12 protein-coding genes and 1 pseudogene are annotated in these 15,468 nt (G+C 61.2%); all 13 read left to right on the top strand.

Annotation, left to right across the window (positions count from 1 at the left end; translation table 11 throughout):
• Positions 1-11: 11 nt before the first annotated feature.
• The gene (locus AACY08_RS09430; RefSeq protein ID WP_049710445.1) at positions 12-863 is read left to right on the top strand and encodes an ABC transporter permease; all 852 of its coding nucleotides are present in this window, start codon (positions 12-14) and stop codon (positions 861-863) included.
• Positions 860-1,684 carry a quaternary amine ABC transporter ATP-binding protein gene (locus tag AACY08_RS09435; protein WP_339469183.1) on the top strand — a complete coding sequence of 275 codons (825 nt, stop codon included), beginning with the start codon at positions 860-862 and terminating at the stop codon, positions 1,682-1,684. Before AACY08_RS09430 ends, AACY08_RS09435 begins: the two co-directional genes overlap by 4 nt.
• Before the next feature lie 136 nt (positions 1,685-1,820).
• On the top strand, positions 1,821-3,329 hold the full coding sequence (locus AACY08_RS09440; protein WP_339469185.1) for an HAL/PAL/TAL family ammonia-lyase: 1,509 nt from the start codon (positions 1,821-1,823) through the stop codon (positions 3,327-3,329).
• A gap of 33 nt (positions 3,330-3,362) precedes the next feature.
• Positions 3,363-4,901 (top strand): histidine ammonia-lyase, encoded by a 1,539-nt coding sequence (gene hutH / locus AACY08_RS09445; protein ID WP_339469186.1) that lies wholly within the window; start codon positions 3,363-3,365, stop codon positions 4,899-4,901.
• Positions 4,902-4,982: 81 nt separating this feature from the next.
• Positions 4,983-5,137: pseudogene (locus tag AACY08_RS30420) on the top strand (hypothetical protein); the annotation flags it as partial.
• Positions 5,138-5,152: 15 nt separating this feature from the next.
• Complete coding sequence (hutI, locus tag AACY08_RS09450; RefSeq protein ID WP_339438077.1) at positions 5,153-6,358, top strand: imidazolonepropionase; 1,206 nt, start codon at positions 5,153-5,155, stop codon at positions 6,356-6,358.
• Positions 6,359-6,372: 14 nt separating this feature from the next.
• Positions 6,373-7,173 carry an N-formylglutamate deformylase gene (hutG, locus tag AACY08_RS09455; protein ID WP_339469187.1) on the top strand — a complete coding sequence of 267 codons (801 nt, stop codon included), beginning with the start codon at positions 6,373-6,375 and terminating at the stop codon, positions 7,171-7,173.
• A 209-nt stretch (positions 7,174-7,382) separates the two neighbouring features.
• Entirely contained in the window at positions 7,383-8,318 is a 936-nt protein-coding gene (gene choX, locus AACY08_RS09460; RefSeq protein WP_339469188.1) for a choline ABC transporter substrate-binding protein, read from the top strand.
• Between the two features lie 38 nt (positions 8,319-8,356).
• A complete protein-coding gene (locus AACY08_RS09465; protein WP_339438075.1) occupies positions 8,357-9,286 on the top strand; it encodes an alpha/beta hydrolase in 930 nt (309 codons plus the stop codon).
• Positions 9,287-9,389: 103 nt separating this feature from the next.
• The gene (gene pip / locus AACY08_RS09470; protein WP_339469189.1) at positions 9,390-10,361 is read left to right on the top strand and encodes a prolyl aminopeptidase; all 972 of its coding nucleotides are present in this window, start codon (positions 9,390-9,392) and stop codon (positions 10,359-10,361) included.
• Positions 10,358-10,795 (top strand): D-aminoacyl-tRNA deacylase, encoded by a 438-nt coding sequence (gene dtd / locus AACY08_RS09475; protein ID WP_339469190.1) that lies wholly within the window; start codon positions 10,358-10,360, stop codon positions 10,793-10,795. The genes pip and dtd overlap by 4 nt, the downstream gene beginning before the upstream one ends.
• A 267-nt stretch (positions 10,796-11,062) precedes the next feature.
• Positions 11,063-12,799, top strand: coding sequence for a glucan biosynthesis protein G (locus AACY08_RS09480; protein ID WP_339469191.1), 1,737 nt, complete (start codon positions 11,063-11,065; stop codon positions 12,797-12,799).
• Positions 12,792-15,362 (top strand): glucans biosynthesis glucosyltransferase MdoH, encoded by a 2,571-nt coding sequence (mdoH, locus tag AACY08_RS09485; protein ID WP_339469193.1) that lies wholly within the window; start codon positions 12,792-12,794, stop codon positions 15,360-15,362. Before AACY08_RS09480 ends, mdoH begins: the two co-directional genes overlap by 8 nt.
• The last annotated feature ends 106 nt before the right edge of the window (positions 15,363-15,468 follow it).

Raw genomic sequence — 15,468 nt, forward strand, 5'->3', positions numbered from 1 at the left:
GAGAGCACGTTATGTTTCCTGAGAGTTTTACGTTTTCCATCGCCGACTGGGTCAACGGTTGGGTGGATTCATTGGTCACCAACTACGGTGATGTGTTCCGGCACATTTCCGATACCCTGCTGTGGGCCATCGTCAACCTGGAAGGGATGCTGCGTGCGGCGCCCTGGTGGTTGATGCTGGCGATCGTCGGTGCGGTGGCCTGGCACGCCACGCGCAAGGTGGTGACCACGGCGGTGATCGTCGGTTTGCTGTTCCTGGTGGGCGCGGTTGGCCTGTGGGACAAGCTGATGCAAACCCTCGCGTTGATGATGGTCGCCACCGTGATCTCGGTGTTGATCGGCATTCCGCTGGGCATTCTGTCGGCGCGCAGCAACCGCCTGCGTTCGGTGCTGATGCCGCTGCTCGACATCATGCAAACCATGCCGAGTTTCGTGTACTTGATCCCGGTGCTAATGCTGTTCGGCCTGGGCAAGGTCCCAGCGATTTTCGCCACGGTGATCTACGCCGCGCCGCCGTTGATCCGCCTGACCGACTTAGGCATTCGCCAGGTCGACGGCGAAGTCATGGAAGCCATCAACGCCTTTGGTGCCAACCGCTGGCAGCAACTGTTCGGCGTGCAACTGCCGCTGGCATTGCCCAGCATCATGGCCGGGATCAACCAGACCACGATGATGGCGTTGTCGATGGTGGTCATCGCCTCGATGATCGGCGCCCGTGGCTTGGGTGAAGACGTGCTCGTCGGCATCCAGACCCTCAACGTTGGTCGTGGCCTTGAAGCCGGGCTGGCGATCGTGATTCTCGCAGTGGTCATCGACCGCATTACCCAGGCCTATGGTCGTCCACGGCATGAGGCGAGCAAATGACTACTGTCAGCAAAATCGAAGTTAAAAACGTCTTCAAGATCTTCGGCAACCGATCCAAGGAGGCCTTGGCGATGGTTGGCCAGGGCAAGACCAAGGATCAGGTCCTGGCTGAGACCGGCTGCGTGGTCGGCGTGAATGACCTGTCGCTGAGTATCGGCACTGGCGAGATCTTCGTGATCATGGGCCTGTCGGGTTCCGGCAAATCCACGTTGGTGCGCCACTTCAACCGCCTGATCGACCCTACCAGCGGCGCGATCCTGGTGGACGGCGAAGACATTCTGAAACTGGACATGGAGGCCCTGCGCCAATTCCGTCGGCACAAGATCAGCATGGTGTTCCAAAGCTTCGGCCTGCTGCCGCACAAGAGCGTGCTCGACAACGTTGCCTACGGCCTGAAAGTGCGTGGCGAAACCAAGCAGGTGTACGCCGAGCGCGCCTTGCACTGGATCGAAACCGTGGGCCTCAAAGGCTACGAAAATAAATACCCGCACCAGCTTTCCGGCGGCATGCGCCAGCGCGTCGGCCTGGCCCGTGCATTGGCGGCTGACACCGACATCATCCTGATGGATGAAGCCTTCAGCGCCCTCGACCCACTTATCCGCGCCGAGATGCAAGACCAGTTGCTGGAACTGCAAAAGACCTTGCACAAGACCATCGTGTTCATCACCCACGACCTCGACGAAGCCGTACGCATAGGCAACCGCATTGCGATCCTCAAGGACGGCAAGCTGATCCAGGTCGGCACGCCACGCGAGATTTTGCATTCGCCGGCGGATGAGTATGTGGATCGGTTTGTTCAGCGGCGGGCGGCGGTGGTCTGACCCGGGTTTTGTGGTGAGTTGGCAGGCCTCTTCGCGAGCAAGCCCGCTCCCACAGGGGGAACGCATTCCAAATGTGGGAGCGGGCTTGCCCGCGAAGAGGCCGGCAAAGCTGCACAAGAATGAAGAAGGTATGAAGATGTCCCAGGCAACACAAATCACCATCGCCGATACGCCATTGCGCTGGCAAGACATAGTCGCCGTTGCCCGCCACGGCGCGATGCTTGAACTGTCGGGCCAAGCCTGGGCGCGCATCGACAATGCCCAGGCCATCGTGCAGCGCATCGTTACCAGCGGCGAGCGCGCCTATGGGGTGAGCACCGGCCTGGGCGCACTGTGCAATGTGTCGCTCAAGGGCGAACAACTCAGCCAACTGTCGCGCAATACCCTGCTCAGCCATGCCTGTGGCGTCGGCCCGGTGCTCAGCGATGAACAGACGCGCGCGATCATCTGTGCCGCCCTCATAAACTACAGCCACGGCAAGTCCGGCCTGCATCCGCAGGTGGTGCATTCGCTGCTGGCGTTGCTCAACCACGGCATCACACCGCAAGTGCCGTCCCAGGGTTCGGTGGGTTACCTGACCCATATGGCCCACGTCGGTGTGGCCTTGCTGGGTGTTGGCACGGTGAGCTATCGCGGCCAGATCGTCTCGGCGCAAGAAGCCCTGGCGGCTGAAGGTTTGCAGCCGGTGGTGCTTGGCGCCAAGGACGGCCTGTGCCTGGTCAACGGCACGCCATGCATGACCGGGCTGAGCTGCCTGGCCCTGGCCGACGCGCATCACTTGCTGCAATGGGCCGACGTGATCGGTGCCATGAGCTTCGAAGCCCAGCGCGGTCAGATCGATGCCTTCGATGAAGAAATCATCGCGCTCAAGCCGCACCCTGGCATGCAACACGTGGGTATCAACCTGCGCGCCTTGCTCGATGGCAGTGAAGTGATTGCCAGCAGCAAAGGCATTCGCACCCAGGACGCACTGAGCATCCGCTCAATCCCGCAAATCCACGGCGCGGCGCGCGACCAGGTGGAGCACGCCACGCGGCAGATTGAGACTGAACTCAACAGCGCCACCGACAACCCGCTGCTGCTCGGCACGCCGGACCACTACCGCGTGGTGTCCCAGGCCAATCCCCACGGCCAATCCGTCGCATTGGCGGCAGACATGCTCGCCATCGCCATGGCCGAAATCGGTTCGGTGGCCGAACGCCGCCTGGACCGCCTTATTAACCCGCACGTCAGTGGCTTGCCGGCGTTCCTGGTCAGCAACCCCGGAGTCAACTCCGGGATGATGATCGTGCAGTACGTCGCCGCCTCGCTGTGCGGGCAAAACCGCCAACTGGCGCAACCGGCGGTGCTCGACAACTTCGTCACCTCGGGCCTGCAGGAAGACCACCTGAGCATGGGCACCAACGCCGCGCTCAAGCTGTACCAAGTGTTGGCCAACGTGACGCAGATCCTCGCCATCGAGTACTTGCTGGCGGCCCAGGCGTTTGAGTTCCTCAAAGACCAGCGTTTCGGTGCAGGCACTGACCGCGCCTGGCGACTGCTGCGTGACGTTGTACCTGCTTATGAGCAGGACCGTTGGCTGGCGCCGGATATTGCGAGCGCTGCCCAGCTGATCAAAGACACCGCTTTCCCTAATTTGCACTGAACACGTTATTCAAAAGAACAATTCACAAGGAGTATGAATGTGACTGCGCTAAATCTGATTCCAGGCCAACTGAGCCTTGCCCAACTGCGGGCCATCTACCAGCAGCCGGTAACCCTCAGCCTGGATGACAGCGCCTCGGCCAAGATCGAAGCCAGCGTTGCCTGCGTGGAGCAGATTCTCGCCGAGAACCGCACCGCCTATGGCATCAACACCGGCTTCGGCCTGCTCGCCTCGACCCGCATCGCCAGCGAAGACTTGGAAAACCTCCAGCGCTCCCTGGTGCTGTCCCACGCCGCCGGTGTGGGTGAGCCGATCAGCGATGCGCTGGTGCGGCTGGTCATGGTGCTCAAGGTCAACAGCCTGAGCCGTGGGTTCTCTGGCATTCGTCGCCAGGTGATCGACGCGCTGATCGCGCTGATCAACGCCGAGGTGTACCCGCATATTCCGTTGAAAGGTTCGGTCGGTGCTTCCGGTGACCTGGCGCCATTGGCGCACATGTCCCTGGTGCTGCTGGGCGAAGGCAAGGCGCGCTACAAAGGTGAATGGCTGGAAGCCACCGACGCGCTGAAAGTCGCCGGCCTCACGCCGTTGACCCTCGCCGCCAAAGAAGGCCTGGCGTTGCTCAATGGCACCCAGGTGTCCACCGCCTATGCCTTGCGTGGTCTGTTCGAAGGCGAAGACCTGTTCGCCGGCGCCCTCGCGTGCGGCGCCCTCACCGTGGAGGCGGTACTCGGTTCGCGCTCGCCGTTCGACGCACGTATTCATGCCGCACGTGGCCAGCGTGGGCAGATCGATTCAGCAGCGGCCTACCTTGACCTGCTGGGTGAAAGCAGCCAGGTCTCTCAGTCGCACCAGAACTGCGACAAGGTGCAGGACCCGTACTCCCTGCGCTGCCAGCCACAAGTCATGGGCGCCTGCCTGACCCAGTTCCGCCAGGCCGCCGAAGTGCTGGTGGTGGAAGCCAACGCGGTGTCGGATAACCCGCTGGTGTTTGCCGCTGAAGGCGATGTGATTTCCGGCGGTAACTTCCACGCCGAACCCGTGGCCATGGCCGCTGACAACATGGCGCTGGCGATCGCTGAAATCGGTTCCCTGAGCGAGCGCCGTATCTCGCTGATGATGGACAAGCACATGTCGCAATTGCCGCCGTTCCTGGTGGGCAATGGTGGGGTCAACTCGGGCTTCATGATCGCTCAAGTCACTGCCGCCGCACTCGCCAGCGAGAACAAGGCGCTGGCTCACCCGCACAGTGTCGACAGCCTGCCGACTTCTGCCAACCAGGAAGACCATGTGTCAATGGCGCCTGCTGCCGGCAAGCGTCTGTGGGAAATGGCCGAGAACACCCGTGGCGTTCTGGCGGTTGAGTGGCTGGCGGCGTGCCAGGGGCTGGACCTGCGCGAAGGCCTGAAAACCTCGCCGAAGTTAGAAAAGGCGCGCGGCATTCTGCGCGACAAAGTGGCGTTTTATGAAAAAGACCGCTTCTTTGCGCCGGACATCAATGCCGCCAGCGAACTGCTCGCCAGCCGTTGCCTGAATGAGTTGGTACCGGCAAACCTGCTGCCGAGCCTTTAAGCGCGACACCGGACCCTTGTGGGCGCTGGCTTGCCTGCGATAGCAATCTGTCAGTTGATACATGTGTGACTGATACACCGCCAGCAAGGGCAGGCGCCCAAGGGCTTTGCACAATTGTCCAAGCACGGCGTGCCGTGGATGACCGTGCTGCTGGTCGTCGCGTACCTGCTGTGGGTCAAACCTTCGGCAGGCAAGCGGCCAAGGTCCATTACGACGCGGCTTTGTCTCATCGATAACTTAGGGAGGCGTTGATGAAAACGCTATGGCAACACTGCCACGTCGCAACCATGGCCCAGGGCAAGTACTCGATCATCGAGGATGCCGCCATGGTGACCGCGGGTTCGCTCATCCAGTGGATCGGCCCCCGCAGCCAGGTACCCACGGCGGATTACGCCCAGGTGCATGACCTGCAAGGCGCGTGGGTCACCCCCGGGCTGATCGACTGCCATACCCACACGGTGTTTGGCGGTAACCGTAGCGGCGAATTCGAGCAGCGCCTCGAAGGCGTGAGCTACGCTGAAATCGCGGCCAAGGGCGGTGGCATTGCCAGCACCGTGCGCGCTACCCGTGCCGCGACCGAGGATGAACTGTTTGCCAGCGCCCACAAGCGCTTGCGCAGTTTGCTGCGCGACGGCGTCACTACGGTAGAGATCAAGTCCGGCTATGGCCTGGACTTGGTCAACGAGCGCAAAATGCTGCGGGTCGCCCGTCGCCTTGGCGAAGCGCTGCCGGTCAGCGTGCGTGCCACGTGCCTGGCGGCTCATGCGTTGCCGCCGGAGTACAAGGACCGCGCCGACGACTACATCGACCACATCTGCGCCGAGATGCTGCCGGCCTTGGCGGCAGAAGGGCTGGTGGATGCGGTGGATGCGTTCTGCGAATACCTGGCGTTTTCCACCGAGCAGGTGGAGCGCGTGTTCAAAGTCGCCCAGCAACTTGGCCTGCCGGTGAAGCTGCACGCCGAGCAACTCTCGTCGCTGCACGGCTCCAGCCTGGCTGCGCGTTACCACGCGTTGTCGGCGGACCACCTGGAGTTCATGACCGAAGAAGACGCTATCGCCATGGCCGCCTCCGGCACCGTCGCGGTATTGCTGCCAGGCGCGTTCTACTTCCTGCGTGAAACCCAATTGCCGCCCATGGAGGCCCTGCGCAAGCACGGTGTGAAAATGGCCATCGCCAGCGACCTCAACCCCGGCACCTCGCCGGCGCTGTCGGTGCGCTTGATGCTGAATATGGCCTGCACCCTGTTTCGCATGACCCCTGAAGAAGCGTTGGCCGGCGCCACGCAACACGCGGCCACCGCATTGGGCATGGGCGACACCCATGGTTCCCTGGAAGCGGGCAAGGTCGCGGATTTTGTTGCCTGGCAGATTGATCGTCCCGCCGACCTGGCTTACTGGCTGGGCGGCGAGCTGGATAAACGCGTCGTGCGCCACGGCGTCGATGTCACCGTATAAGGAGCACTGCTGCTGTGGATAAGGTTCTGAACTTCAAACAAGGCCGCGTGCCGCTGCTGATCAGCATGCCCCACGCCGGCCTGCGCCTGACGCCCGCCGTGGAGGCCGGATTGATCCCCGAGGCGCAAAGCCTGCCGGATACCGATTGGCACATCCCCACGCTTTATGACTTTGCCGAAGAGCTGGGCGCCAGCACCCTGGCGGCGGAGTACTCGCGGTTTGTCATCGATTTGAACCGGCCGTCCGACGACAAGCCGTTGTACGTGGGCGCCACCACCGGCCTGTACCCGGCGACGCTGTTTGATGGCGTGCCATTGTTCCGCGAAGGGTTGGAACCGAGCGAGGCGGAGCGCGCCAGTTACCTGCAAAAGGTCTGGGGCCCGTACCACCGCACGCTGCAAAAGGAGCTGGCGCGACTCAAGGCCAAGTTCGGCTACGCCTTGCTGTTTGATGCGCACTCGATTCGCTCGGTCATCCCGCACCTGTTCGAAGGCAAGCTGCCGGACTTCAACCTCGGCACGTTCAACGGTGCTGCCTGTGATCCCGAGCTGGCTAGCCAGTTGGAAGCCATCTGCGCCCAACATCCGCAATACACCCATGTACTCAATGGGCGTTTCAAGGGCGGGCATATCACTCGGCATTACGGGGATCCGGCGCAGGATATTCATGCGGTGCAGTTGGAGTTGTGCCAGAGCACCTATATGGAGGAGTTCGAACCGTTCCGCTATCGCCCGGATCTGGCCGAGCCGACGCACGTTGTACTGAAGCAATTGCTGGAAGGGTTCCTGGCTTGGGGGCAAGCGCATTACCGGTAAATTTTCGGTGCTGCAGCAATAGCCTTCGCGAGCAAGCCCACACACATTTTGACCGCATTTTTATGCTGCAACTCGGTCAACCTGCGGGCCTGCTCGCGAAGGCGGCCTTACAGTCGCCGCAGTGCAATTGCCGGTCGCCACAGGTCGTGTCAACCAAGGCTTCACTGGGTAGGGTTGTGCATTAAAAACAGCCGAGTGAGCCCTTATCCATGAAAAGACTGTTGTTGACCCTCACCAGCGCCCTATTGATTGGTGCCAACGCCATGGCCGCCGAACCGGCCTCCTGCAAAAACATCCGCATGGGCGTGGTCAGTTGGACCGACGTGGTCGCCACTTCCGGCATGGCTGACGTGCTGCTCAACGGTCTGGGCTACGACAGCAAACAAACCAGCGCCGTGCAGCAGATCATCTTTGCCGGCATCCGCGACAAGCGCCTGGATATCTTCCTCGGCTACTGGAAGCCGGCGATGGACAACAACATCGCGCCGTTCCTGGCGGCCAAGCAGGTCAAAGTCTTCGACAAACCCAGCCTCACCGACGCCCAGGCCACCCTGGCCGTGCCGCAATACGTAGCGGATGCCGGCCTGAAAACCTTTGCCGACATTGCTCGCTTCAAGGACAAACTGGGCGGCAAGCTCTATGGCATCGAGCCCGGCAGTGGCGCGAATACCGATATCCAGAAAATGATCGACACCAACCGCTTCGGCCTGGGCGGCTTCAAGCTGATTGCCTCTGGCGAAGCGGGGATGCTGGCGGCGGTGCAGCGCGCGGTGAATCGCAAGGAGTTCGTGGTCTTTGTCGGTTGGACGCCGCACCCGATGAACATCAACATGAAAATGGCTTACCTCACTGGCAGTGAAGATGTGTTCGGCCCCAGCGAAGGTCGCGCCACCGTCTCTACCGTTACTTCGCCAGACTTTGCCGAACGTTGCCCCAACGCCAACCGTTTGTTGGCAAACCTCACCTTCACTGCCGCCCAGGAAAGCCAGTTGATGGTGCCGATCATGGCGCGCGAATCGCCCCAGGACGTGGCCCGGCAATGGTTGCGCGATCATCCCGAGGACCTGCAGCGCTGGCTGGTCGGGGTCACGGCGTTTGATGGCACGGACGCAGTGGCAGCTGTACACGCCAGCCTGGAGCTCTGAGAACCTGCACCGATCAACTGTGTCAGGGATATTGGCGCATGTATCCGATTTCTCCACAGCTTGCCGCGTTCGTCGCAAAAACCGAGTCCTTCGCCAGCGATGACTCATCGCTTGCTGGATTGCGCCAGGCCTACGACCGTATGTGCCAGGCATTCACCCCGCCGGCGCCCGACAACTTATCCATCACGGACTTTTCCCTGGCCGGCGTGGGCGTGCGCAGTTACATGCCCTTCACGCCGGCCCCAGCGGGTGGTTGGTCATGTCTTCTCTATATACACGGTGGCGGCTGGGTCGTCGGCGGCCTGGATTCCCATGACTTCATCTGTTTCGAACTCGCCAGCGCTCTGCAGGTGCTGGTGATCGCCATCGATTACCGGCTGGCGCCTGAGCATCCGTTCCCGGCCGCGTACGAAGATTGTCGTGCGGTGTGGCAGGCGATCCAGGCGGGGCAAGGGCCGCACGTTATCAATCTGCAACAACTGGTGGTGATCGGTGACAGCGCGGGCGGCAATCTGGCAGCGGCGTTATGCCTGGGGCTGCGTGATGATCGGCAACCGCTGCCGCGCGCCCAAGTGTTGATCTATCCGGGCCTGGGTGGCCCATCCGACCTGCCGTCGCGCCGCGACTGCATGGACGCGCCGCTGCTCAGCAGCGCCGACACCGAGAGCTATCTGGCGCTGTACCTGCGGGGCAGTGGCAAGCCGTCGCCCTACGCCATGCCGCTGTTGGCCGAAGATCTCAGCGGTTTGCCCAAGGCATTCATTGCTGTGGCCCAGTTCGACCCACTGCGTGACGACGGCCTGCTCTACGCCGAACGCCTGCAAGCGGCGGGCGTGGTCAGCGTACTTTATCCAGGAAAGGGCCTGGTCCACGGCTGCCTGCGGGCGCGGCGGCAGGCGCCGGAGGTGGATCAGCTCTACGATTGCCTGTTGCAGTACCTGGGGAGAGAAGGGCTGACACAGGTCTAAGCGCGCAAGGACATGCTCATTGCACAATTCGGGTTTATAGTGCCAGACGGCAGAATAAAAGACGTCCCCCCAGGGATGAACCCGACCCCTTACGGAGCGCGCAATGCAGACTTGGTACCCGCAGATCAAACCCTACGCCCGGCACGATCTGGCAGTCGATGACACCCACACGCTGTACGTCGATGAAAGTGGCTCCCCCGAAGGCTTGCCCGTCGTCTTCATCCATGGTGGCCCAGGTTCCGGTTGCGACGCCCAGAGCCGCTGTTATTTCGATCCGAACCTTTACCATATTGTGACCTTCGACCAGCGTGGCTGCGGTCGCTCCACGCCTCGCGCCAGTCTGGAAAACAACACCACCTGGGATCTAGTCGCCGACCTCGAGCGTATCCGCGAACATTTGGGGATCGACAAATGGGTGCTGTTCGGCGGTTCCTGGGGCTCTACCCTGGCCCTGGCCTACGCGCAAACCTACCCGGAGCGCGTGCTTGGTCTGATCGTGCGTGGCATATTCCTGGCCCGTCCGCAGGATATCGAATGGTTCTACCAGGCCGGTGCGAGCCGGCTGTTCCCGGATTACTGGCAGGATTACATCGCGCCGATCCCACCGGAAGAGCGCCACGACATGATCGCCGCTTACCACAAGCGCCTCACCGGCAACGACCAGATCGCCCAGATGCACGCGGCCAAGGCCTGGTCCGGCTGGGAAGGGCGCATGCTGGGCCTGTGCCCGAGCCCGCAGCACGTGGAGCGGTTTTCCGAACCGCAACGCGCCCTGTCCATCGCGCGGATCGAGTGCCACTACTTCACCAACAACTCCTTCCTGGAGCCCAATCAGCTGATCCGTGATATGCACAAGATCGCTCATCTGCCTGGCGTCATCATTCATGGACGCTACGATATGATCTGCCCATTGGATAACGCCTGGGAGCTGCACCAGTCTTGGCCCAACAGTGAACTGCAGGTGATTCGCGAGGCCGGTCATGCGGCGTCCGAACCCGGGATCACCGATGCGTTGGTGCGTGCGACCAGCGAAATGGCACGGCGCTTGCTCGACCTGCCGCCAGAAGAAGCATGAAGGGCCTGTTGCAACGGGTGCGTAGCGCCCGCGTAGAGGTGGCGGGCGAAGTCGTCGGCGCAATCGATCAGGGTTTGCTGGTGCTGGTCGCCGTCGAACCTTCAGATACCCCCGAGAGCGCCGACAAATTGCTGCACAAGCTGTTGAACTACCGGGTGTTCAGCGATGACGAGGGCAAGATGAACCTGTCGTTGAAGGACATCGGCGGTGGGTTGTTGCTGGTGTCGCAGTTCACGCTGGCGGCGGATACCAAGAGCGGGCTGCGACCGAGCTTCTCCACAGCGGCCCCACCGGCACTGGGAGCGGCGCTTTTTGATCACTTGCTGTTACAAGCGAAACAATTGCATGGCAGGGTGGCGTCGGGGCGTTTTGGCGCCGATATGCAGGTGCATTTGGTCAATGACGGGCCTGTCACCTTCCTCTTGCAGACGTGAATGTATTAAAAACGACTTTTAATGCCTAAAAACGCAGGGTTTCGCTACAAATACTTCGTTGTCCCTGATGCGTTGTCTCGCGGGCTACTAGATAATCGCGCGCTACGGGGATCAGCGTTGTTTGGTCCATTTTTGATTTAGGTAGAGACTTGTCCGACAACCCATGGGGAATCATTTTGTCCCAGGGGAGTCGGAACAATGCTCGCCAACCTGGCATATAGATAGCTGGCCGTTGGTTTTTTGATCTGTTTTCGGCGAGGGTTGCTCGTGATTGTTAGTCCCTGTAATGCACCAAAATTGTCTGCCAAACGGTTACGAAACGCACTGGTGACGGGCTCCGCCCTGTTTTGCCTGTTCGGCGCGGGTCAACTGTGGGCATTCAGTCTGGATGATGTGTCGGCCAAGGCAAAAGAGCTGGCCGGGCAGAAATACGAAGCTCCGCGCAGCAATCTGCCGAACGAATTCCGCGAAATGAAATTCGCCGACTATCAGAAGATTCGTTTCCGTAACGAAAAGGCCGAGTGGGCCGATCAGAACACCCCGTTCAAGCTGTCCTTCTATCACCAGGGTATGCACTTCGATACACCGGTGAAAATCAACGAAGTCACCGCCGACAGCGTCAATGAAATCAAGTACGACCCGACGCGTTTCGATTTCGGTGACGTGAAATTTGATCCTAAAGCCACCGATCAGCTGGGTTATGCCGGTTTCCGTGTGCTTTACCCGATCAACAAGAACGACAAGCAAGACGAAATCATGACCATGCTGGGCGCCAGCTACTTCCGCGTGGTCGGCAAAGGTCAGGTCTATGGCCTGTCTGCCCGCGGCATGGCGATCGACACTGCATTGCCTTCCGGCGAAGAATTCCCGCGTTTCACCGAGTTCTGGATCGAGCGTCCTAAGCCGGGTGAAAAACAGCTGGTCATCTTTGCCTTGCTGGACTCGCCACGCGCAACCGGCGCTTACCGCCTGATCCTGCGTCCGGGCACCGACACCATTGTCGATGTGAAATCCCAGATGTTCCTGCGCGACAAGGTCACCAAACTGGGCGTTGCCCCGTTGACCAGCATGTACCTGTTCGGCGCGAACCAGCCGTCCAAAGTGCTCAACTACCGTCGTGAGCTCCACGATTCCAGCGGCCTGTCGATCCATGCCGGCAACGGCGAGTGGATCTGGCGCCCGCTGAACAACCCTAAACACCTGTCGGTCAGCAACTTCACCGTCGAGAACCCGAAAGGTTTCGGCCTGCTGCAACGTGGTCGCGACTTCAGCCACTACGAAGACCTGGACGATAACTACGACAAGCGCCCGAGCGCCTGGATCGAGCCTGACGGCGACTGGGGCAAAGGCACCGTCAACCTGGTAGAGATTCCGACTGCCGATGAAACCAACGACAACATCGTTGCTTTCTGGAGCCCGGAAAAACTGCCGGAAGTGGGCCAGCCGCTGGACGTTTCCTACCGCATGCACTGGACCATGGACGAGAAATCCTTGCACCCGGCCGACAGCGCCTGGGTCAAGCAGACCCTGCGTTCCACCGGTGACGTGAAGCAGTCCAACCTGATCCGCCAGCCGGATGGCAGCGTGGCCTACCTGGTCGACTTCGAGGGCCCGTCCCTCAAGGCTCTGCCGTCGGACGCCGCGGTTCGCAGCCAGGTCAGTGTCAGCGACAACGCCGAACTGGTTGAAAACAGCGTGCGCTACAACGAGCACACCAAAGGCTGGCGCCTGACCTTGCGCATGAAGATCAAGGACGCAGGCAAGCCGACCGAAATGCGTGCGGCACTGGTGCAGGACGTTGCCCCGCCTGCCCCAGAGCAGGACTCGAGCCACGTGCTCAAGGCCGACAAGGTTCTGGCCAAGCAACACGAGAAACAGGCCAAGAAAGACGCAAAAAACAAGGACGCCAAGCAGCCAGAAGCTGCCCCAGCCACACCGGAGCCGATCAAGACCGAGCAAGTCCTGACCGAAACCTGGAGCTATCAGTTGCCTGCCGATGAGTAATTCTCAAGCCATGCCCGAGACTCTGTCCGAGTACCTGGCGCATCTACCGATGACCGCTGAGCAGCGCGCCGAACTGGCGGGCTGCACATCCTTCACCGAGTTGCACGAGCGCTTGTCATCGTCGACGTTCGACGCGCCCATCGAAGCCGCCCAGGCGTCGGTTGGCCGCCGGTTGACCCTCAACACTGCCGAAGAGCTGCAAGACGCCGAAATGCTGGTGCTCGACGCCAGCGGTCGCGTGTGCCTCAAGGCCACGCCGCCGATTCGTCGTACCCGTGTGGTTCCGGAGCCGTGGCGCACCAATATCCTGGTGCGCGGCTGGCGCCGTATCACCGGCCGCAGCAATCCGCCGGCACCGCCGAAGGATGAACGCGTACTGCCAGCCGCCCGCTGGCGTACCGTCGGCTCGATCCGCCGTTACATCCTACTGGTGTTGATGCTCGGCCAGACCATCGTGGCCGGCTGGTACATGAAAGGCATCATGCCGTACCAGGGCTGGTCGCTCGTTGACTTCGACGAGATCCGCAACCAGACCCTGCTGCAAACCGCTACCCAGGTACTCCCTTACGCCCTGCAAACCAGCATCCTGATCATGTTCGGGATCTTGTTCTGCTGGGTGTCGGCCGGTTTCTGGACCGCGTTGATGGGCTTCCTGGAACTGCTCACTGGCCACGATAAATACCGCATCTCCGGTAAAAGTGCCGGTGATGAGCCGATCCCTAAAGACGCCCGCACCGCGCTGGTGATGCCGATCTGCAACGAAGATGTGCCCCGGGTATTTGCCGGCCTGCGCGCTACGTTCGAGTCGGTCGCCGCCACCGGTGACCTGGATCGCTTCGACTTCTTCGTGCTCAGCGACAGCAATGACGCCGACATCTGCATCGCCGAACAGCAAGCCTGGCTCGACGTGTGCCGCGAAGCCGGTGGTTTCGGCAAGCTCTTCTATCGCCGTCGTCGCCGTCGCGTAAAGCGCAAGAGCGGCAACCTCGACGACTTCTGCCGTCGTTGGGGCGGTGACTACAAATACATGGTCGTGCTTGACGCTGACAGCGTGATGAGCGGCGAATGCCTGACCAGCCTGGTGCGCCTGATGGAAGCCACGCCGGATGCGGGGATTATCCAGACCGCGCCACGTGCGTCGGGCATGGACACCCTGTATGCACGCATGCAGCAGTTCGCCACGCGTGTTTATGGTCCGCTGTTCACCGCCGGCCTGCACTTCTGGCAGCTGGGTGAATCCCACTATTGGGGTCACAACGCGATCATCCGCATGAAGCCGTTTATCGAACACTGCGCCTTGGCGCCATTGCCAGGTAAGGGCGCGTTCGCCGGTTCGATTCTGTCCCATGACTTCGTTGAAGCAGCGCTGATGCGCCGTGCCGGCTGGGGCGTGTGGATTGCCTACGACCTGCCGGGCAGTTACGAAGAACTGCCGCCGAACCTACTGGACGAACTCAAGCGTGACCGTCGCTGGTGCCACGGTAACCTGATGAACTTCCGCCTGTTCCTGGTTAAAGGCATGCACCCGGTGCACCGCGCGGTGTTCCTGACCGGCGTGATGTCCTACCTGTCGGCGCCGTTGTGGTTCCTGTTCCTGGTGTTGTCCACGGCGCTGCTGGCGGTGAACACGCTGATGGAGCCGCAGTACTTCATGGCGCCACGCCAGTTGTACCCGCTGTGGCCGCAATGGCATCCGGACAAGGCGGTGGCGCTGTTCTCCACCACCATCGTGCTGCTGTTCCTGCCCAAGCTGCTGAGCATCATTTTGATCTGGGCCAAGGGCGCGAAAGAGTTCGGTGGCAAGTTCAAGGTGACGATGTCGATGCTGCTGGAGATGCTGTTCTCTATGCTGCTGGCGCCGGTGCGGATGATTTTTCACACGCGTTTCGTGCTTGCCGCGTTCCTCGGCTGGGCCGCGACATGGAACTCGCCCAAGCGTGATGATGACTCGACTACCTGGGGTGAAGCCTTCAAACGCCACGGTACGCAAACCTTGCTCGGCTTCCTCTGGGCCTTGCTGGTGGTGTGGTTGAATCCAAGCTTCCTGTGGTGGCTGGTGCCGATCGTCGGCTCGTTGATGCTGTCGATTCCGGTGTCGGTGATTTCCAGTCGGGTCAACCTGGGCCTCAAGTCCCGCGACGAGAGCTTGTTCCTGATCCCTGAGGAATACAATCCACCGCAGGCGTTGCTGTCGACCGAACAGTACACTCACGAAAACCGTTGGCACGCGCTGAACGACGGCTTTGTGCGCTCGGTGGTTGATCCACAGCAAAACGCCCTGGCGTGTGCCCTGGCGACCTCACGTCACCGCGAGTCCGAGCCGATCGAGTACCTGCGTACCGAGCGTGTGCGTCATGCGTTGAAAGTCGGCCCATCCGGCCTTAACAACGGCGAACGCGTGGCATTGCTCAGCGACCCGGTAGCCCTGGCTCGCCTGCACGAGCAGGTGTGGAGCGAAGGCCATGCCGAGTGGCTCGCCGCCTGGCGGGACTCGCTCAAGGCCGATCCGCACGCGCCGTTGCTACCCCTGCAACCGCTGTCGTCCCAGGCCCAACCGGCCTGATTCAGCCGCCCCCGAGGGCTCACCTCGGGGGCGTTCGAAGCGCTGATCCTACAGCGTTTCCAAGCTTTTCCTTCTCTCGTTAACCTCCTGTTATTTCGAAACAAAA

It is taken from the genome of Pseudomonas sp. EL_65y_Pfl1_R83, from assembly GCF_963970695.1.
Classification (GTDB): domain Bacteria; phylum Pseudomonadota; class Gammaproteobacteria; order Pseudomonadales; family Pseudomonadaceae; genus Aquipseudomonas; species Aquipseudomonas tritici.

Coding starts and splice junctions, on each gene's coding strand:
- dtd (WP_339469190.1), top strand. CDS start 10,358: ATGAAGGGCCTGTTGCAACGGGTGCGTAGCGCCCGCGTAGAGGTGGCG.
- hutI (WP_339438077.1), top strand. CDS start 5,153: ATGAAAACGCTATGGCAACACTGCCACGTCGCAACCATGGCCCAGGGC.
- mdoH (WP_339469193.1), top strand. CDS start 12,792: ATGAGTAATTCTCAAGCCATGCCCGAGACTCTGTCCGAGTACCTGGCG.
- pip (WP_339469189.1), top strand. CDS start 9,390: ATGCAGACTTGGTACCCGCAGATCAAACCCTACGCCCGGCACGATCTG.
- hutH (WP_339469186.1), top strand. CDS start 3,363: ATGAATGTGACTGCGCTAAATCTGATTCCAGGCCAACTGAGCCTTGCC.
- AACY08_RS09435 (WP_339469183.1), top strand. CDS start 860: ATGACTACTGTCAGCAAAATCGAAGTTAAAAACGTCTTCAAGATCTTC.
- AACY08_RS09465 (WP_339438075.1), top strand. CDS start 8,357: ATGTATCCGATTTCTCCACAGCTTGCCGCGTTCGTCGCAAAAACCGAG.
- choX (WP_339469188.1), top strand. CDS start 7,383: ATGAAAAGACTGTTGTTGACCCTCACCAGCGCCCTATTGATTGGTGCC.
- AACY08_RS09440 (WP_339469185.1), top strand. CDS start 1,821: ATGTCCCAGGCAACACAAATCACCATCGCCGATACGCCATTGCGCTGG.
- AACY08_RS09430 (WP_049710445.1), top strand. CDS start 12: ATGTTTCCTGAGAGTTTTACGTTTTCCATCGCCGACTGGGTCAACGGT.